15 protein-coding genes are annotated in these 19017 nt (G+C 69.9%); 11 read left to right on the top strand and 4 right to left on the bottom strand.

What is annotated here, in order from left to right; translation table 11 throughout:
• Nucleotides 1–37: 37 nt before the first annotated feature.
• From ACFPJ1_RS23185 to ACFPJ1_RS23175, 3 genes are all read right to left on the bottom strand, one after another.
• Nucleotides 38–1147 (bottom strand): serine hydrolase domain-containing protein, encoded by a 1110-nt coding sequence (locus tag ACFPJ1_RS23185; RefSeq protein ID WP_380106934.1) that lies wholly within the window; start codon nucleotides 1145–1147, stop codon nucleotides 38–40.
• Between the two features lie 167 nt (nucleotides 1148–1314).
• Entirely contained in the window at nucleotides 1315–1587 is a 273-nt protein-coding gene (locus ACFPJ1_RS23180) for a hypothetical protein (RefSeq protein WP_380106933.1), read from the bottom strand.
• A gap of 72 nt (nucleotides 1588–1659) precedes the next feature.
• Nucleotides 1660–3591, bottom strand: coding sequence for an AfsR/SARP family transcriptional regulator (locus tag ACFPJ1_RS23175; RefSeq protein WP_380106932.1), 1932 nt, complete (start codon nucleotides 3589–3591; stop codon nucleotides 1660–1662).
• Nucleotides 3592–3703: 112 nt separating this feature from the next.
• Here ACFPJ1_RS23175 and ACFPJ1_RS23170 point away from each other — a divergent pair, with 112 nt between their 5' ends.
• The 6 genes from ACFPJ1_RS23170 to ACFPJ1_RS23145 all read left to right on the top strand — a co-directional run bounded on the left by ACFPJ1_RS23170 (nucleotide 3704) and on the right by ACFPJ1_RS23145 (nucleotide 9695).
• A complete protein-coding gene (locus ACFPJ1_RS23170; protein WP_380106930.1) occupies nucleotides 3704–4582 on the top strand; it encodes an alpha/beta fold hydrolase in 879 nt (292 codons plus the stop codon).
• A gap of 547 nt (nucleotides 4583–5129) precedes the next feature.
• Nucleotides 5130–6065 (top strand): LysR family transcriptional regulator, encoded by a 936-nt coding sequence (locus ACFPJ1_RS23165; protein ID WP_380106928.1) that lies wholly within the window; start codon nucleotides 5130–5132, stop codon nucleotides 6063–6065.
• A 100-nt stretch (nucleotides 6066–6165) separates the two neighbouring features.
• Nucleotides 6166–6915 (top strand): SDR family oxidoreductase, encoded by a 750-nt coding sequence (locus ACFPJ1_RS23160; protein ID WP_132287186.1) that lies wholly within the window; start codon nucleotides 6166–6168, stop codon nucleotides 6913–6915.
• Nucleotides 6916–7057: 142 nt separating this feature from the next.
• A complete protein-coding gene (locus ACFPJ1_RS23155) occupies nucleotides 7058–7948 on the top strand; it encodes an SDR family oxidoreductase (RefSeq protein WP_380106927.1) in 891 nt (296 codons plus the stop codon).
• A 2-nt stretch (nucleotides 7949–7950) separates the two neighbouring features.
• Complete coding sequence (locus ACFPJ1_RS23150; RefSeq protein WP_380106926.1) at nucleotides 7951–8901, top strand: amidohydrolase family protein; 951 nt, start codon at nucleotides 7951–7953, stop codon at nucleotides 8899–8901.
• A 101-nt stretch (nucleotides 8902–9002) separates the two neighbouring features.
• Complete coding sequence (locus ACFPJ1_RS23145; protein ID WP_380106924.1) at nucleotides 9003–9695, top strand: GAF and ANTAR domain-containing protein; 693 nt, start codon at nucleotides 9003–9005, stop codon at nucleotides 9693–9695.
• A 383-nt stretch (nucleotides 9696–10078) separates the two neighbouring features.
• On the opposite strand, the gene ACFPJ1_RS23140 is transcribed toward ACFPJ1_RS23145, so the two are convergent.
• A complete protein-coding gene (locus ACFPJ1_RS23140; protein ID WP_380106922.1) occupies nucleotides 10079–11482 on the bottom strand; it encodes an FAD-binding oxidoreductase in 1404 nt (467 codons plus the stop codon).
• Between the two features lie 384 nt (nucleotides 11483–11866).
• Here ACFPJ1_RS23140 and ACFPJ1_RS23135 point away from each other — a divergent pair, with 384 nt between their 5' ends.
• The 5 genes from ACFPJ1_RS23135 to ACFPJ1_RS23115 are packed head-to-tail and all read left to right on the top strand — an operon-like array spanning nucleotide 11867 to nucleotide 18990.
• Complete coding sequence (locus ACFPJ1_RS23135) at nucleotides 11867–13177, top strand: SWIM zinc finger family protein (RefSeq protein WP_380106921.1); 1311 nt, start codon at nucleotides 11867–11869, stop codon at nucleotides 13175–13177.
• A complete protein-coding gene (locus ACFPJ1_RS23130) occupies nucleotides 13174–14574 on the top strand; it encodes a DUF5691 domain-containing protein (protein ID WP_380106919.1) in 1401 nt (466 codons plus the stop codon). The genes ACFPJ1_RS23135 and ACFPJ1_RS23130 overlap by 4 nt, the downstream gene beginning before the upstream one ends.
• Complete coding sequence (locus tag ACFPJ1_RS23125) at nucleotides 14571–15659, top strand: ATP-binding protein (RefSeq protein ID WP_380106918.1); 1089 nt, start codon at nucleotides 14571–14573, stop codon at nucleotides 15657–15659. Before ACFPJ1_RS23130 ends, ACFPJ1_RS23125 begins: the two co-directional genes overlap by 4 nt.
• Nucleotides 15656–17833, top strand: coding sequence for a DUF5682 family protein (locus tag ACFPJ1_RS23120; RefSeq protein WP_380106917.1), 2178 nt, complete (start codon nucleotides 15656–15658; stop codon nucleotides 17831–17833). Before ACFPJ1_RS23125 ends, ACFPJ1_RS23120 begins: the two co-directional genes overlap by 4 nt.
• Nucleotides 17834–17835: 2 nt before the next feature.
• Nucleotides 17836–18990: a VWA domain-containing protein gene (locus ACFPJ1_RS23115; protein ID WP_465261083.1), complete on the top strand. Its 1155-nt coding sequence runs from the start codon at nucleotides 17836–17838 to the stop codon at nucleotides 18988–18990.
• Nucleotides 18991–19017 lie beyond the last annotated feature (27 nt).

Genomic DNA, 19017 nt, shown 5'->3' with positions numbered 1-19017 from the left:
CTCCCCGCGCAGGCTGCGGTCTGCTTCTGCGCGGGTTCTACCGGGCAAAGGCTTCGGCTACGAGGGTGCCGAGTTGGATGGCGGCGTCGGCCTGGGTCGGGTTGAAGTGGTTCTTGGTGAGGGCGAAGGTGGTGCCGGTGGCGTGGTCGGCCCAGGCGGCGCTGCCACCCATGCCGGGCATGCCGAAGACCGTCGGAGTCTCCTCCGCGGTGGAGCCGAGCCGGCCGATCGGATAACCGAGGGCCCAGGTGGCCGGGTTGCCGATCAACTCGTCGTTCGCGGCCAGGGCCGGGCTCGAGATCTGCGCGAACCGCTCCGGGCCGACCAGCCGCACCCCGTCCACCTCGCCGAGCAGCGCGGCGTACAGCTTCGCGATGCCGCGGGCGGTCAGCGTGCCGCCGGACGGTAGGTCCGCCATCAGCACGTCCGGGCGGTTGGCGAAGTCGGCGGTCGGCATCACCGCGGCCGGGGCGACCTTGGCGAACAGCTGACCCACCATCGCCATCATCTCCTCGATCCCGTCGGCCTCGTGCAGCGTGGCGACCCGGGGCAACTCGCTCGCCGGTACACCGAAGTACAGCTCGTTCGCGATGCCGAGGGGCTCGGTGATCTCCTCGCGGAGGACCTGGGAGATCGGCTTGCCGGTGGCCCGGCGGACCAGTTCGCCGACCAGGAAACCGAAGGTCTGCGCGTGGTAGGTCATCTTGGTACCCGGCTCCCACCACAGCTCCGAGTCCGCCAGCGCCTCGGTCATCGTGGTCCAGTTCGTCAGGTCCTCGATGGTGGTGGTCAGCGGGATCGCGGGCAGCCCGATGGAGTGGGTCAGCACGTGCCGCAGGGTGGCCTTGCCCTTGCCGTATGCGGCGAATTCCGGCCAGACGTCGGCAATGGGCGCGTCGTACTCGAGGACACCGCGGTCGACCAGCACGTTCGCCACGGTCGCGGTGGCCGCCTTGCCGGTGGAGGCGGCGTAGAAGAGCGTGTCCGAGGTGACCGGCCGGCCCGTATCCCGGTCAGCCGCGCCCGCGACGGCGTCGACGACGAGTTCGCCCTGGTGGTAGACCGCGACCTGCAGGCCGATCTCGGTTCCGGACGCCACCAGTTCGTCGATGGCGTGCTGGACCTGGTCCTGGAGGTTGTCGCTCATCGGTCGTCCTTACTACGCAGAGAGGCATCTGTCACGGGTAGGTCGGAGCCTCCGGGCGCTCCTTGACATCCTTCATCAGCTTTCCCGGACATGGCCGGACCGGCCCTGGGTGATCAGGCCAGGGCCGGTCCGGGGGTCGCTCTTCAGAGCGTCAAGTTGTTGCCGGCTCAGTAAACGACGTGCAGTTCGTAGTCGTCGCCGGGGAATGCGCTGCCGTTGATGCACTTGTACTTCTTCCAGGCGCCGCCGTCGATGCCGGCCTTGCCCGCGTTGTGGCAGTCGCACTGCCAGAAGAAGTCGCCGACGTACTCCCAGGTGTCCGCCGCGGTCGCCTCCGAGACGACCGTCGCGGGCGCCGGTGCCGCCTGGGCGTTCCCGGATTTCCCGGGAACTGCGTTGAGAATTGCGCTGACACCTCCAGTAAGGCAGCTCTCCGGCACGCCTCGAAGCGCTTTCGTCCGTCTCTTGAATGATTGAGGACGGGGTCGGGGTGTGTTACGCGCGCGGCCGCCTCAGCGCAGTACGGCGGCCAGTTCGTCGAGCTGTCGCGATACCGGGCCGAAGGCAACCAAGCCGCTGCCCGCGCCCGCGAGTTCCGTTGCGGCGGGCGCGAGTGCGGCCGCGGCTCGTTGCATGACCGGACGGTTGCCGAGCGCAATCGCCGCCCGGGCAGTGAGGCACCACATTGCCTCGAGCAACAGATCTCCAGGTGGATCCGGGGCCTCTTCCAGAGCCTCAGCGGCCTCGGCGCGACGACCCTCGGCCAGGAGCGCCAGCGGCCGGACCCACGGCTCGTACGGCCCCCAGTCCTCGCCTGCGGGGGACCCGTTCAGGGACAGCAGAGCCAGCGGCAGGAGCCCCCGCTCCAGCCCCGGCATCCCAGAGCCATCCAGCAGTACTGCGGCTTCCCGGTACGCCGCCTCCGCGCCGGGCTGCTCGAACACGGCAAGGCGGAGTGCGCGGTACCACTGGGTGAACACGCCGACGAGTGGAAGCTCATGCCGCTCAGCCAGCCGGTCGGCCGCTGCGGCGTACTCGTCGGCGCCGGTGAAATCCCCCGCAGCGCTGCGCGCCTGCAGGCGGACGAGGTGGCCGAGGACCTCGTAGGTGACCAGGCCGTGCCGGGCGGACAGCGCGATCAACTCCGCGCCGATCGCATCCCGCTCGGGGGCGAGTCCCGCGCGATGGAAGCTCTGCATGAACAGCCCGTTCAGCGCGAACGCCAGCAGCGCGGGGTCCTCCAGCCCCCGAGCCAACCGCACCGCCTCCCGAGCCGCCTCACCACCACGCTCCGCGCTCACACCACGGGACTCGATGGCGATGGTGGCCAGCAAGCGTGAGCGGGCCGCGTCCTGGTCGGGAGGCAGGGCGGCCAGAGCGCGTTGTGCCGCGGCGACGAGTTGGTCCGCTTGGAACTGGTCGTCGGAACGGGTCCAGATGGCCGGGACGTCGTAGGCACCGATGACGCGAGCGGTGAGCTCGACATCGCCCAGTTCCTCCGCTGCCTTGACGGCCGCCAGGCGGTGCTCGCGAGCCGCCTCCAGCCCGCCGCCACCTGTCACCGCAAGATTGCGCAACAACCCGACGGTCGACTCCAGCCGCGCGCGGGCGCCAGTTGCGACAGCCCGGTCGTACGCCGCAGTTGCCTGCGCCCAGACCTGCCCAGCAGTTCCGCCCGCTCCTGGATCGAGGTGATCCGCCTGGTTGAGGATGTCCGCCTCCAGCCGGCGCAGCGCCGGGCCGGGATCCACCCCCAGCTGCTCGACGAGCAACGCCCGCGCCCTCCGCAGTACCGCGAGCGCGTCGCCCTGGCGGTCTGAGCGATACAGGGCGAGTGCCAGCAGGCGCCAGGCGTCCTCGCGCCACGGGTGCTCGGCCACATGCGCGTCCAGGTCCGGTATCGCCTCAGCCGCGAGGCCCAGGGCCAACCTCGCCTCGGCCTGCCGTTCGACCGCGAGCAGGCGGACCTCCGCCAGGCGGGAACGCTCCGCGTGGGTCCACGGCGCGTCGGCGAACTCGGCATAGGCGGGTCCTCGCCACCAGGACAACGCCTCCTTTAGCCGGAGGAGCACGTCCCGCGGCGGCATCTTGGCCGTCGCCTCCATCACCTGCTCGAAGCGCCAGGCGTCCACCTCCCACGGCTTGGCCAGTAACGCGTAGCCCGGGCCCTCGGTGACCAGCAGTTCGGCCGGAGTACGGGCGGGTCGGTCGGGTTCCAGTGCGCGGCGAAGTGCGGCCACGAACGTGCGGACCGCGCTCACCGCTCCGGCCGGCGGGCTCACCCAAAGGTCGTCGACCAGGAGCTCGACCGGTACGACGCGGCCCCGGGCGACGATCAGCCGGGCGAGTACCGCACGGTGCTGCGGGCCCTTCAAGGCGATCGCGCTGCCGTCGGCCGCCCAGGCCGTCACCGGCCCGAGTACTCCGAACTCGACCTGCACCACGTGATCACCTCTCTCCGCGATCTCCGGGTCACGGTATCGCCGTGCTCATCGGATGCTCATCGGCGCACGGCAGGCTCTGAGGTGACCCCGACGAAAAGGAAACCGAACACCCATGGCACCGACGATCCCCGGCTTCGACTACCAGCGCGTCAACGTCGCGGACGGAGTCTCCCTGAGCGCGGCCGTCGCCGGCACGGGCAGCCCGATCGTGCTGCTGCACGGCTTCCCGCAGACGCACCTGATGTGGCGGCACGTCGCTGCCGACCTGGCAGCCGACCACACCGTGATCTGCCCGGACCTGCGCGGCTACGGCGCCAGCGACAAGCCTGCCGAGACCGACGGCAGCAGATACTCCAAGCGCACGATGGCGGCCGATGTCGTCACCCTCGCCCGGGCATTGGGGCACGAGCGGTTCGCCCTGGCCGGACACGACCGCGGCGCGCTGGTCGCCTTCCGGGCAGGGCTCGACCACCCGGACGCGATCACCCACCTCGCCAGTCTGGACGTGCTTCCGACGCTGGACATGTGGGACGCGCTCCACGGCGTCACCGCGTCCGTTGCCTTCCACCTCTATCTGATGGCCCAGCCGGCCGGTCTGCCCGAGCAACTCATCGCGGCGAGTCCGGATCTGTTCTTCGGGTACTTCCTCGACCTCTGGACGAACGACCCGCAGGCGATCCCGGCCGACATCCGCGCCGCCTACCTGGAGGCCTGCCGCAACGCCGTACCGTCGATCGTCGCCGACTACCGCGCCTCCGCCCGGATCGACGTCGAGCACGACCAGGCAGACCGTGCCTCGGGCAACCAGTTGCGGATGCCCGTCACCGTTCTCCAGCAGGACTGGGGCTCCGCCCTCGGCTTCGACGCCGCCGCCCTCTGGAGGGCGTGGTCTCCCGACCTCCACCACTCCACCGTCACCACCGGCCACTTCATGGCCGAGGAATCACCCGCGGACGTCGTCAAGTCCCTCCGCGACCTCCTCACCCGGTAAACCCGTCTCCGCCGCAGCACGGGTGAGCTTCCCGCCGGGAACGTGGTGATGGCGCCGATCCGGAGGACTCGGGCTTGGCTTGGGGCTGGCAGGTGGTTGGCCGGCTGGCGGTTTATAAGGCGCCAGCCGCCGAACACCCCGTCAGCGGGCGGCCGATTCGCCGGCCCACTGCACACGGCGTGTAGCCACGGAGACCTGGAACACCTCGTGGGGACCGGGGACACCTCCTGGGGGCGCGAGGTGTCGGTGGTCGGTGGGGTTGTGGGGACTGGGGACACCTTATGGGGACCGGGGACAGGCTGTTTCGTGTCCGAAGTCGCGGTTTGGTGTCCGAGGTCCCACCTTGTGCACACCGGGTGAGCGCCCTGGGCACCAGGGGCTCCAGCGCCTCCGCCGCCCCGAACCGCCTTGGTGTCCGAGGGGCACTTTGTGCGCAGGGTGAGTGTCCGGGGGCGGTGGTGGAGCGGGAGGAATTCATTCCGGAAGGCGCGGGTGGGCACGCGCTGTTCTGGGCGTCCGGGCGCTGAGGGGATGCCAGACTCTGGGGGTGGAGTTGCGGCAACTGGAGTACTTCGTGGCGGTGGCGCACGAGCGGAGTTTCACGCTGGCGGCGCGGCGGCTGCATGTCGTGCAGAGCGCGGTGAGTGCGGCGATCGCCTCGCTGGAGCGGGATCTGAAGGTGACGCTTTTCGAGCGGAGTGCCCAGCGCGTCGTCCTGACCGAAGCCGGTACTGCGCTGTTGCCCGAGGCACTGGCGGTGATGGACGCGGTCCAGGGCGCGCGTGATGTCGTCGACGAGTTGGGCGCGGGAATGCGTGGGTCGGTGCGGGTCGGGCTGCTACCGGGGCTCGGGTTGATCGACCTGCCGGCGGCGGCCGGGGAGTTCCGTCGGCGCCACCAGAACGTCGAGCTGCAACTGCGGGTCGAGCCCGAGGGATCAGCGGGGGTCGTCGTCGGGCTGCGCAACGGGGACATCGACGTCGGGTTCCTCGGGGTCGCCGAGGGGAGTGTGCCGCGCGAGCTGACCGCCTGGGAGCTGCTCCGCGTGCCGCAGGTGCTGGCCGTCCCTACCGGTCACAGACTGGCCCGGCGCCGGTCGATCACCCTCGTCGAGCTCGCGGATGAGGCGTTCGTGGACTTCCCGCCGGGCTTCGGCACCAGGACGCTGATCGACCAGAAGTTCGAGGCGGCCGGGATCGAGCGGCAGGTCGTGGTGGAGGCGCTCGGTATCGACAACGGCGTCCAGTTCGTCCAGCACGGCGTCGGCCTGGGCATCCTGCCCGGCTACGCGGTGGCCGGGATGGAGGGGATCCGCGCGGTGCCGATCTCGGACCACACCTTCCAGTGGTCGCTCTACATGGCGACGTTGCGGAAGCGGAAACCGACCGCCGCCCTGCGCGCGCTCCTCGGTCTGGTCACCGCGCATCTCCGGCACCCCGAGGGGACCGAGCTGGGCCGCGATCTGATGGATCACCAGAACTGATCCATCCATCGACTTGAGTCGTTGGACTTGATGCATCGCCCGGAGCAGGATCTAGGTGTCAGCAAGAAACGCAGCACCTGATCTGAAGGAGCAAAGGGCGATGACGCAGAACGACACCACCACCGAGCGGGTCGCGATCGTGACCGGCGGTTCCCGGGGCATCGGCCGCGAGACGGCGACGCGCCTGGGCCGCGACGGCTACGCGGTCGTGATCAACTACGCCAGCAACCAGGCCGAGGCCGAGGAAGCGGTCAAGGAGGTCGAGCAGGCGGGCGGCCGGGCGATCGCGGTCCGGGCCGACGTCGCCGACGAGACCGCGGTGGCGAGCCTGTTCGACCAGACCGAGGAAGCCTTCGGCGGGGTGGACGTCATCGTCCACGCGGCCGGCATCATGCCGCTGGCGCCGCTGGTGGACCTCGACCTCGCGGTCTTCGACAGTGTCGTCCGGACCAACCTGCGCGGCACCTTCGTAGTCGACCAGCAGGCCGCCCGCCGGCTGCGCAACGGCGGCTCGATCATCAACATCTCCAGCTCGCTCACCAAGCTCGCCCGGCCGAACTACTCGGCCTACGCCGCGACCAAGGGTGGCGTCGAGGCGATCACGCTGATCCTGGCCCGTGAGCTCCGCGGCCGCGACATCACCGTCAACGCGGTGGCCCCCGGCCCGACCGCGACCGCGCTGTTCTTCGAAGGCAAGCCGCAGGAACTGATCGACCGGATCGCCGCCGAGCCGCCGCTGGAGCGCCTGGGCCAGCCCGAGGACATCTCCGAGATCGTCGCCTTCCTGGCCGGCCCGGCCCGCTGGATCAACGGCCAGGTCATCTACGCCAACGGCGGCTCCGCCGCCTGACTTTCGTCGCCTCGAACCACCCCGGCGGCCTGGCCGCCTGACTCACCGGCGAACCCGTGGCCGGCTCACATCCTCCGAAAACCTGGGCGGCGTCCACCGCCGGATACCCCCATGCCAGATTCCCGAGAAGTGGATACCTGAGATGAGCAAGACGATCTTGATCAGCGGTGCTTCCAGCGGCTTCGGCGCTCTCACCGCGCACGCTCTGGCCGACGCCGGGCACACCGTGTACGCCGGGATGCGCGATGTCGCCGGCCGGAACGCGGCTGCCGCGGCCGAGGCCAAGCAGTACTCCGACGAACACAACGTCAACCTCCGCACCGTGGAGCTCGACGTCAGCTCCGACGAGTCCACTCGGCAGGCAGTGCAGACGGTGCTCGCGGAGCAGGGCAAGCTCGACGTCCTGATCCACAACGCCGGCCACATGGTCACCGGCCCGGCCGAGGCATTCACCCCCGAGCAACTGGCCGACCTGTACGACACGAACGTGCTCGGCACGCAGCGCCTCAACCGCGCGGCTCTCCCGCATCTCCGCGAACAGCACGACGGCCTGCTCCTGTGGGTCGGAAGCTCCAGCACCCGCGGCGGCACCCCGCCGTACCTGGCTCCGTACTTCGCGGCGAAGGCGGCCATGGACGCGTTGGCGGTCAGCTACGCGCTGGAGGTGGCTCGGTTCGGCATCGAGACCACGATCGTCGTCCCGGGCTCCTTCACCCACGGCACGAACCACTTCGCGCACAGCGGGAAGCCGGCCGACGCCGACATCGTCGCGGCCTACGAGACCCGGTACGCCGGGCTGATGGACCAGGTCGCGCAGAAGCTGCGTGAACTCGAGCCGGAATGGGCCGACGTCGCCGAGGTGGCCAAGGCGATCGTGACCGTGGTCGACACCGAGAAGGGCAAGCGGCCGTTCCGGGTCCACATCGACCCCTCCGACGACGGCGCGGCCGTGGTGAACGCGGTAGCCGACCGGGTCCGGACCGAGTTCCTCCGCCGGGTCGAGCTGGACGACCTCCTGCACCCGTCGGCGTGACCATGGAACCGACGATCGACGTTCACGCCCACTTCCTGCTGCCGGAGTACGTCGCGGCGGCGGAGCGGGCCGGACACCTCCGCCCGGACGGGATGCCGGGGTGGCCCGAGTGGAACGTGCGTCGGCAGCTGGACCTGATGGACGACACCGGGATCACCAGGTCGGTGCTCTCGGTGTCGTCCCCGGGCGTGCACTTCGGGGACGACTTCCGGGCCCAGGTGCTGGCCCGCCGGATGAACGAGGCGGCCGCCGAGCTGGGCAAGGACCACCCGCGCCGGTTCGGGTTCTTCGCCAGCCTGCCGCTCCCGGACGTGGACGGCGCGCTGGTGGAGCTCGAGTACGCCTACGACAGCCTGCACGCCGACGGCGTCGTACTGACGAGCAACGCGGGCGGGCAGTACCCGGGGGATCCGTCTTGGGATCGCCTCTGGCGCGAGCTGGACGCGCGGTCCGCAGTGGTCTTCCTGCACCCGACCTCGCCTCCACAGTGGCGACAGGTCGCGTTGGACCGCCCGCGGCCGATGATCGAGTTCCTCTTCGACGAGGCCCGGGCGGTGGCCGACCTAGCGCTGACCGGGATCTTCACCCGCTACCCGAACGTGCGGTTCATCGTCACCCACGCCGGCGACGTACTGCCGCTGCTGGGCGATCGGCTGGACCTCTTCCGGCACACCTACTCCACTGCGCCGGTGGACGAGTTGCCCGCCGTCAGTTCCCAGTTGCGGAAGCTCTGGTACGACGTCGCCGGTACGCCGGTGCCGGGGCAACTGCAGATCCTCGAAGCAGTCGCAGGGGTGGACCGCCTGCTCTATGGCAGCGACTACGGTTTCACTCCGAACGAGGCGATCGCGGAGCAGGTGGCAGCCCTGGACGCGTCACCCGCGGCCGAGGGCTGGAGAGCCAGAACCATGGGGAACGCAGCACGGCTGCTGCCGGCGCGGGTCGATGCCTGAGAGCGCAACGAGGTTGGCGTGTAAGCCGGGGACTGATCGACGATAATCGGAAGTGAGTGGTCAGCCTGCCCGAAGCAGCGATCCGGACGAGAGGTGGCTTGGTGGACGTAAGTGATGACGGAGCGGACGTCGCGGACGTCTTCGCCCGGCTGGCGGTCGAGCTGCACGAGGAGACGGGTCTCACCGAGACCGTCGAGGCGGTCGTCCAGTTCGCGTTACAGGCGGTCAGCTGCACCCATGCGGGCGTGGCCTTGGCGCAACGCGGGCGGCAGTTCGAAACGATCGCCGTCACCGATCCGCTCGTCGAACAGTCCGACCAGCTCCAGCTCGATTGCGGCGAGGGCCCTTCGCTCGCTGTGCTCGCGAACCGCGACACCATCCTGATCGCCGACACCGAGAGCGACGATCGCTGGCCGCTGTGGGGTCCGAAGGCCGCGGCGCTCGGTCTGCGGAGTGTGCTGACCGTCCGGCTGCACACGAGCGGCTCGACGTTGGGCGTGCTGCAATTGTTCAACACCGAACCCGACGCGTTCGAGGCCGACGACGACGCGGTCGCGCACATCCTCGCCCGGCACGCCTCGGTGGCGTTGTCGAACGCGCGCCAGGAGGCCTCGCTGTGGCACGCGATCGACGCGCGCAAGCTGATCGGCCAGGCCCAGGGCATCCTGATGGAGCGCTCCGGCATCGACGGCGACCAGGCGTTCGCGGTCCTGCGCCGCTACTCCCAGGACAACAACATCAAGCTCCGCGACGTCGCCCAGCGGCTGATCGACACCCGGAAACTCCCGTCCTGAAGGGATACCGCGCGCGGTCCTCGCGCTGAGTCAGTGAACTGTCATTCTCCGTCCCTACGGTGAGGAACGTCAGTGGGGGCTGAGAAAGGACACTCGATCAGACGTCTGAAGGTTCATCGACGGGACCGACTCGGCGGAACCCTCCACGAGTACCACCATGCCGCCTGACCAGGCCGGATGATTAATCGGCACCCGCAGGGTCGGGCCGGGCCGAAGCACGTGCGTCAGCATTTCGGCCTGACGGGGTTTGGGGGTCTGCGGGTCGCTGCGTGGGAGTCGTGTGGCGGTGCCGGTGCCCCCGGGCGGGCTCTGCTCGAGGCGGTGGAGCCGGACAGGATCGACGAAACGATCACGTCCGGCTCTGCCCGGCTGCCAGTGTCCGCTCAGGCGGCGGGCGCCACGTTGTGGTTGATCCGGAACATGTTCGTCGGGTCGTAGGTCTTCTTGACGGCCGCCAGGCGCTTGTAGCGCTCTGGGCCGTAGATCGCGGCGGCGTCGGTTGCCTCGTCCGGCGCGAGGTTGTTCACCAGCCGTCGGTCGCCCCGCCAGGGCTCCATACCGTCGAGCAGCACCGCGACCGACTCCTTGAGCTGCTGTTCCTCCGACACCGGACCGCCCGCGACGCCCAGCAGGACGTACGGCAGACCCCTGGTCGCCACGGCGTTGGGCACCGCCGGCTCCCGGTCCCACGCCCCGCCCAGGGCACGCAGTTCGACCATCGTCAGGGTGTTTGCGGAGTCCGGGCCGGCGAGTTCCACCAGCTTGTCCAGTGCATCTGCGGGGAACTCCCGTAGCATGATGCTCCGTTCGTAGTAGGGCACTGGTTCGGTCGTCTCGTTGTGGATCGACGCGACCTTCGTGTACGGCATGTCCGCCACGGTGTCCAGGAGTGCCGGAGCTACCGCCCGAAGCGGCGCCACCATACGCTCGCCGTCCGCGGCCGTGCCGTTGTAGGCGATCCGCAGGTGCACCACGAACTCCCCGTAGAGGGACTCGGGCAGTTGGGGCAGCGCTCGTAGCCGCAGTACGGCGAACGACGAGATCATGGTCTCCGGCGTGCCCGGGTGCCAGGCGGTCCAGGCGCGCAGCACATCGGCCGTACGCTCACCGGGGAAGTAGATGCCGCCGCCGTAGAGGCGGGGCACCGGGAACAGGTCGAATTCAAGCGCGGTGGCCACGCCGAAGTTGCCCTTGCCGCCGCGCAGCGCCCAGAACAGGTCGGGTTCGGACTGCGCGTTGACATGGCGCAGTTCGCCGTCCGCGGTCACCACGTCAAGCGAGCGGACATGGTCGGCGGCGTAGCCGTGGGAGCGGCCGAGGGTCGGGCTGAGTCCGCCGCCCAGGGTGTAACCGGAGACTCCCACCGTGGGATTCGACCCGTTCAGCGGAGCCAGCCCGGCCTCGGCAGCCTTCTTGACGACCTCTGCCCATATCGCTCCGGCGCCGACCCGGGCCGTGCGGCCGACCGCGTCGATGGCCACGTCATTCATCCGGCGGGTCGCGATCACGACGGCGCCGTGCGCCGGGCCGACCATCTGGTGGCCGGTGGTCTTCACCAGGACCGGCCGGTGCTGCCCTGCCGCGAAGGCGACGGCGGCCCGGACATCGGCCGTGCTCTCCGCCACCACGATCACCGCGGGTACCAGGTCGTGATTCAGGTTGAAGACGGCGCGTTCGTCGTCGTATCCGGCGTCGCCCGGCAGCAGAACCGAACCCGTCACCGCGGCCACGAGGGACGCGGCATCCTCCGGCAGGACCGGCGGCAGGGACGAATCATTGAAAGTCATCACATACATGCTATTGCGAATGCGAATATTCCGGCTTGTGCGGTCTGCTTCAGGGCTCGCGGAGACTGATGTCGCTGCCCCGAATCCTGACCCGTGCGAGAGGTGCTGTGCCGCAGTCTTGGCGGCCTCTTTTCTCGGCGTTCCTCCTGTGAGGGCCCCGGACCGACCCGGATACACCTCGCGTGCGGCAGCATGCGCCCCTTTGGCAAACGTCCGTGGCGGTGGCGTGGACCAGCAGGTGGCCCTCGGGGTCGGTGGACTCGTCGACCTCAAGCCACATGTGCGGAGAGCGGCGCCTACGACTCCGAACGGCAGGCGTTCGGGTAGGGCACTAGCGACCGGCTCGGGAGTTGAGCTGTCGGCGTCAGGTGGCATGCTCTCGGGGTGGCTTGGGAATTGGAGCGGGTGCTGGCGCTGGCGCCGGATGCTGCTTCGGCCAAGGCTGGGCAGGGGCAGGCTCGGGGGGCCAAGTGGGCCGGTGCTGGCGCTTCTGAGCAGGCGGTCTGGGGGTTGTGCCAGGGGAGTGGGAAGCAGCCGTATCAGACGGTGGTGGAGCTAGCCGGGCCTGCGTTCAAGTGTTCGTGTCCCAGCCGGAAGTTTCCCTGCAAGCACGCTCTGGGGCTGCTGTTGCTGTGGGCGACCGGCGAGGTACCACCCGCTGAAGAACCTGACTGGGTGTCCGGCTGGCTGGCCGAGCGCGCCGGTCGGGCCGAGCGGTCTGCGGAGCGGGCTGAGAAGAAGCCGGGCGAGGTAGCCGACCCGTTGGCGGCCCAACAGCGGGCGTCCCGGCGGGCTGATCGGGTCTCGGCGGGCATGGCCGAGCTCCAGAGCTGGTTGGACGACCAGGTACGCCGAGGGCTGAGCGGGTTCGAGCAGCGCGGGTACTCCGAGCTGAGCCGGCTGGCTGCGCGCATGGTGGACGCGCAGGCTCCAGGTGTGGCAGGAGCCGTACGCCGAGCCGCCGGGGTGGTCGGGCGCGGACACGGCTGGCCCGGCGAACTGCTGGAGGAGTTGTCCCTCATCCACCTGGTGGTGTCCGCCCACGGCAGGCTCGGCGAGCTGCCGCCCGCACTGGCCGACACTGTGCAGTCCAGGATCGGCTGGACGGTTGAAACCGCGCGGGTTCTGGCCGAAGGGGAGAAGGTCGAGGACGACTGGCTCGTTCTCGGCCGGGTGATCGAGCCGGACGACCGCCTGACCGTACGGCGCTTGTGGCTGCGCGGGGTGACCACCGGCAGGCTCGCGCTGATCCTCAACTTCGCGCCGGCCGGGCGGCAACTCGATCCCCTTCCGGCCCGTCCGGGCGAGCTTGTCCCCGGCGTGCTGTCGTTCTACCCGGGCGCCTTGCCGATGCGCGCCCTTCTCACTCAGACGGCACCCCGCCTGCCCTCCCCGAGGCCGGGTGGCCTGAACGCCAAGCAGGCGCTGGCGTCGTACGTCGAATCGCTGGCTGCGGATCCCTGGAACGAGCGCTGGCCGCTCGTCCTGGCAGACGTGCGTCCGGCGAAGAACGGCGAGAACTGGGCGCTCGTGGATCAAGCGGGTGACGCGTTGGAGGTGCTACCCGGCGTGGATCTGTGGAAGCTGCTCGCGGTCTCGGCCGGTGATCCCGTGACGGTGGCCGGCGAGTGGAATCGCGCCGGGTTCAAGCCGATGACCTGCTGGGACGGCGATCGGCCGGTGATCCTGTCATGAGGGGCTGGGACGGCTTGGTCAGTTCGGCGTTGCTCGGGACCGAGCGGCGGCCGCCGCGGTTCGAGGAGCTGCCGGAGAAGATCCAGGAGCAGTTGGGCGACGGGGGCTTGCTCGACGCTGCCGCGCTCGCGACCCTCTACAAACGAGCCGGCCGCACGCCGCTCGAAGGCCTCACGCCGCTCGAACCTGCCGCGGGGGAAGACCGTCCGCTCCCAAGACCGGTGGCGATCCGCAGACTCGCCGCGATGCTCACCGGTTTCCAGACCGCTGCGCTCGGCGAGTGGCTGCGCGCGGCGAACGAACGAGGCTGGGGTGTTCCGCCGGAACACCTTCCCGCGCTAGCCGACTACGCGCGCAACCGCGCGGAGTACCGGCCGTTGGTGGTCGCGGCGGCCGGGCGGCGGGCGAGCTGGCTCGCGGAGCTCAACCCGGACTGGCGGTTCCTGCACGATGCGGTTGTGGAGGGCAACGATCCGGCGATCTGGACGCATGGCAACGTCCTGCAGCGCCGGAGCTGGTTGCGCTCGTTGCGTCGCCGTGATCCCGCTGCTGCGCTCGAGGCGCTCCAGGAGGTCTGGCCGACCGAACCCGCCGCCACCCGGCTGGACTTCCTCGGGCTGCTTGCTGAGCAGTTGTCGCCGGCCGACGAGGAGTTCTGCGAGGCCGCCCTCGACGACCGCGCGAAGGAAGTACGCCGGGCCGCGGCGACCCTGCTCGCGCGGATCCCCGGTTCGCAGTACGGCGAACGCATGGCGCGGCGGGTGTGGTCCCATCTGACGGTCAGCCAAGGGGTCATCGCGGTCACCCTGCCGACCAAGGTTGACCCGTCGATGTTGCGGGACGGAATCGACCCGCAACCGCACGAGGGGCTCGGCAAGCGGGCCTGGTGGTTCAGGCAGGTCCTTGCCGCGGCGCCGTTGTCCGCCTCCAAGCTCGAGCAGCTCGGGATGCCGGTCGAAGGGTGTGCCCCGGAGGTCCTTCAGGTCGCCTGGGCGGAGGCGGCCGTGCGCGAGCGATCAGCCGACTGGGCGCGCGCCTTGCTCACCACGGGCGCCACGACGGACAACCGGACCGCCGAGCTGCTGCGGACCCTGCCACCGGAGGAGTGGGTGTCCGCCATCGAGTTGCTGCGGGCAAGGATCGACCTCGCGGACCTGGTCGGCGGACTACCCGTGCCGTGGCCGGCGCCACTGGGGGCCTTCGTGCTCGATCAGCTCGCGAAGGTAGGAGCCGCTCGCAGTTGGGCCCGGCTGGCGAGCATCGCCGCGCGCGCGGTTCCGGCCGACGTACTGAACCATCTGATCACTCGTGAGCCGACTGGTGAGGAAGACACCTGGCGGCGGCGTCTTGTCGAGACCCTGATCTTCCGTCGTGAGATGTACGAGGAGCTGTCATGACCGTGAGCCCTGCAATCCTGCGCCCGCACGCTGAGGACGAGTACGCGGGAGAGCTGGCCGCGCTGATCGCCGCGGACGACCGGCCGCGGCCGCCTGCCTGGCGGATGTCCCCGGCCGCGGTGGTGACGTATCTCCTGGGTGGCAAGGCGGGAGACATGGAGATCACGCCGAAATACGTGGGCCCGCGGCGTCTCGTGGAAGTCGCCGTCGCGACGCTGGCGACGGATCGCGCGCTGCTGCTCCTCGGCGTACCGGGTACTGCGAAGACGTGGGTCAGCGAGCACCTCGCGGCGGCCATCAGCGGGGATTCCACCTTGCTGGTGCAGGGGACCGCGGGCACCGCCGAGGAGGCGATCCGCTACGGCTGGAACTACGCGCAGTTGATTGCCCAGGGCCCCAGTGAGGCGGCGCTGGTGCCGAGTCCGGTGTTCCGGGCGATGGCGGACGCGAAGATCGCCCGGATCGAGGAGCTGACCCGGATGCCGTCCGACGTCCAGGACGCCCTCATCACGATCCTGTCCGAGAAGGCGCTGCCGATCTCCGAGCTGGGCACGGAGGTCCAGGCCCGCAAGGGATTCAACGTCATTGCCACCAGCAATGATCGCGACAAGGGCGTGAACGAGCTGTCGAGCGCGCTCCGGCGGCGCTTCAACACGGTCGTGCTGCCGTTGCCGGATTCCGCCGAGGACGAGGTGGAGATCGTGTCGCGCCGGGTTGCGCAGCTCGGGTCGTCGCTCGAACTGCCGCAGCAGGACGACGCGCTGGACGAGATCCGCCGGGTGGTCACGGTGTTCCGGGAGCTCCGCGCCGGGCGGACCGAGGACGGCCGGACCGCGGTGAAGTCGCCGTCCGGCACGCTGTCGACCGCGGAGGCGATCAGCGTGGTGACCGGTGGTCTCGCCCTCGCGGCGCACTTCGGCGACGGCGTACTGCGCTCGAATGATGTGGCGGGCGGCATCCTCGGAGCCGTGGTCAAGGATCCGTCGGCGGATCGCGTGGTCTGGTCGGAGTACCTGGAGACGGTGGTCCGCGAGCGGGACGGATGGGCCGACTTCTACCGGGCCTGCAGGGACATCACCGGATGACCGTTCACCTCTTCGGGATCAGGCACCATGGACCGGGTTCGGCCCGGGCGCTGGCGGCCGCCCTGACGGAGTTGCAGCCTGACGTCGTGCTGATCGAGGGACCGCCCGAGGCCGACAAGGTGGTGGAGCTCGCCGCATCGGAGGAGATGGTGCCGCCGGTGGCGTTGCTCGCCTATGCGGTGGACGATTCGACCCGGGCCGCCTTCTGGCCGTTCGCGGTGTTCAGCCCCGAATGGCAGGCGATCCGGCACGCGCTGGCGGCCGGAGTACCGGTACGGTTCTGCGATCTGCCGGCGGCGTACCAGTTCGGCAGCTCGGATCGCTCGGAGCGGCGGGGGCTGTCGGCGGATCCGCTGGCGACGCTGGCCGCGGCTGGTGGGTACGACGATCCCGAGCGCTGGTGGGACGACGTGATCGAGCATCGGCGGGACGGGGCCGAACCGTTCACGGTTATCGCGGAGGCGATGGGTGAGCTGCGCCGGGACGAGACGGCGGCCGGCCGCGAGGCGCAGCGCGAGGCCTACATGCGCACGGTGCTGCGCAAGGCGCTGCGAGAGGGATTCGAGCGGATCGCCGTGATTTGTGGCGCCTGGCATGTGCCTGCTCTGCAAGCGCCGTTGCCCCCGGCAACTCACGACGCGCGCATCCTCAAGGGACTGCCCAAACGCAAGGTCGCCTGCACCTGGGTGCCGTGGACGCACGGCCGGCTCGCGAGCTCCAGCGGGTACGGCGCCGGCGTCACCTCGCCTGGTTGGTACCACCATCTGTTCACGGCGCCCGACCAGATCACCGCGCGCTGGCTCGGCAAGGTCGCGCGCGTACTGCGGGCCGAGGACCTGCCGGTGTCGAGTGCTCACGTGATCGAGGCTGTCCGGTTGGCGGAAACCCTGGCTGCGCTGCGGGAGCGACCGCTCGCCGGGTTGAGCGAAGTCACGGAGGCCACCCGGGCGGTCATGTGCGGCGGCAACGACGTACTGCTCGACCTGGTCACTCGCGAGGCTGTGGTGGGCGAGCTGCTCGGCGCGGTACCGGGTGACACTCCGCAGGCGCCGGTGGCGGCGGACCTTGCCGCACAGGCCAGGCGGTTGCGGTTGAAGCGGGACGCCGCCGAACGCGTGGTGGAGCTCGACCTCCGGAAGCCGAACGACCTGGAGAAGTCGAGATTGTTGCACCGGTTGCGGATTCTCGGTATCGACTGGGGAGTCCCGACAGCTGACGAGCGACGCAACCAGGGCACGTTCCGGGAGACCTGGACGCTCGCCTGGGATCCCGGTCTGGAGGTCGATCTCGTAGCCGCCGGTGCTCATGGGACGACCGTGCTCGGTGCTGCGACGACGGTGATGCTGCGGGTCGCCGACGAGTCGTCCACGTTGGCCGAGGTGACTTCTGCGCTTGAGCGGTCGCTGCTCGCTGATCTGGCCGAGGCGTTGCCGGCTCTGCTGCAGGGCGTCGACACCAGGGCGGCGAAGGACGCCGACGTAGGTCATCTGATGGCCGCGCTGCCCGCGTTGGCGCGATCCGCTCGGTATGGCGATGTGCGTGGAAGCTCTGCCGAGGGACTGGGGTTGGTCGCCGGGCGGATGGTCTCGCGAGTGTGCGCCGGGCTCGGGCGGACCGTGCACGGGCTGGATCCCGAGGCCGCGGCGTCGGTGCTCGAACTGATCGACGGGGTGCAGGATGCGACCGCCTTGCTCGACGAGGCCGTCCGGCTCGAGTGGTTGGCGACGCTGGAAGTCCTCAGCGGGCGACCGTCGGTGCCGCCGTTGATCGCCGGACGGCTGACCCGGCTGATGCTCGACACCTCGCGACTGGATGCCGCCGAGGTTGCGCTCCGGTTGGGCCGGGCGCTCTCCCCCGGTACTCCGACCGCCGATGCCGCCGGCTATGTCGAGGGATTCCTGGCCGGTGGTGGTCTGTTGCTGGTGCACGACGAACGCCTGCTCGCGTTGGTGGACTCGTGGCTGACGGCGATCCCCGACGACGCGTTCCTAGAGGCGCTGCCGTTGCTCCGGCGTACCTTCGGGACCTTCGCCTCGCCGGAGCGCCGGTCGATCGGGGACCGGGCCCGCGCGCTGGGTGATCCCGCTGCCATGGTGGTTGCTGACGACAACGAGCTGGATTCGTTGCTGGCGGCATCCGTGTTGCCGGTCGTGGCGAGATTGCTGGGGGTGTGACGGTGTCCGAAGACGAACGCATGCGCCGTTGGCGAATGGTGCTCGGCAGCGAGGCCGACCCGGAGACCGGTACGACGTTGTCCGCCGCGGACAGATCCGTCGACGCGGCCCTGGCTGCTTTGTACGACGCGGAGCGGGGCGAGCCGGGGACCAAGCGATCGGCCGGACTGGGTTCGTCGGCACCCCGGGTGGCTCGTTGGCTGGGCGACATCCGGACCTATTTCCCGAGCACGGTCGTCCAGGTGATGCAGCGTGACGCGGTCGAGCGGCTTGGCATCACCCGGATGCTGATGGAGCCCGAGCTCCTCAACGCGGTCGAGCCCGACGTCCACCTCGTCAGCACCTTGCTCGCGCTGAACGAGGTGATGCCGGAGGAGACCAAGCAGACCGCCCGTGAGGTCGTCCGCCGAGTGGTGGTCGAGCTCGAGGAACGCCTGGCCGAGCGAACCCGGGCCGCCGTGACCGGCGCGCTCGACCGCGCCGGCCGGACCGGGCGGCCGCGTCACTCGGACATCGACTGGGACCGAACGATCCGGGCCAACCTGAAGCACTTCTCGCCCTCGCTCGGCACGATCGTGCCGGATCGGTTGGTCGGCTATGCCCGGCGCAATCACAGCGTGCAACGTGATGTGGTGCTGGCGATCGACCAGTCGGGGTCGATGGCGGAGTCGGTCGTCTACGCCAGCCTGTTCGGCGCAGTACTGGGGTCGATGCGGGCGCTGCGGACCAGCCTGGTCGTCTTCGACACAGCGGTGGTGGATCTGACCGAGGAGCTGGACGACCCGGTCGACGTACTCTTCGGCACCCAGCTCGGCGGCGGGACCGATATCAACCGCGCCCTTGCGTACTGCGAGGGTCTGGTCAGCCGCCCGGCGGAGACGGTGATGGTGCTGGTGAGCGACCTCTATGAAGGCGGCTCGCGGGAGGAGTTGCTCCGCCGGGTCCGTTCGCTCGTCGACTCCGGCGTCCAGCTGATCGCGTTGCTCGCGCTGGCCGACTCGGGTACGCCGTCCTACGACGCCGACAACGCGGCCGCCTTCGCCGAGCTCGGCATCCCGACCTTCGCGTGCACGCCCGATCTCTTCCCCGATCTGATGGCCGCCGCCATCCGCCGCGACGACATCGCCGGCTGGGCCGCCACAAACCTGGAGAGCTAATCCGGTCGCGCCCGACGGGCTGCCGCT

It is taken from the genome of Kribbella qitaiheensis (assembly GCF_042657745.1).
GTDB classification, from domain to species: Bacteria; Actinomycetota; Actinomycetes; order Propionibacteriales; family Kribbellaceae; genus Kribbella; species Kribbella qitaiheensis.
This window is presented reverse-complemented; position numbering and strand designations above follow the sequence as displayed.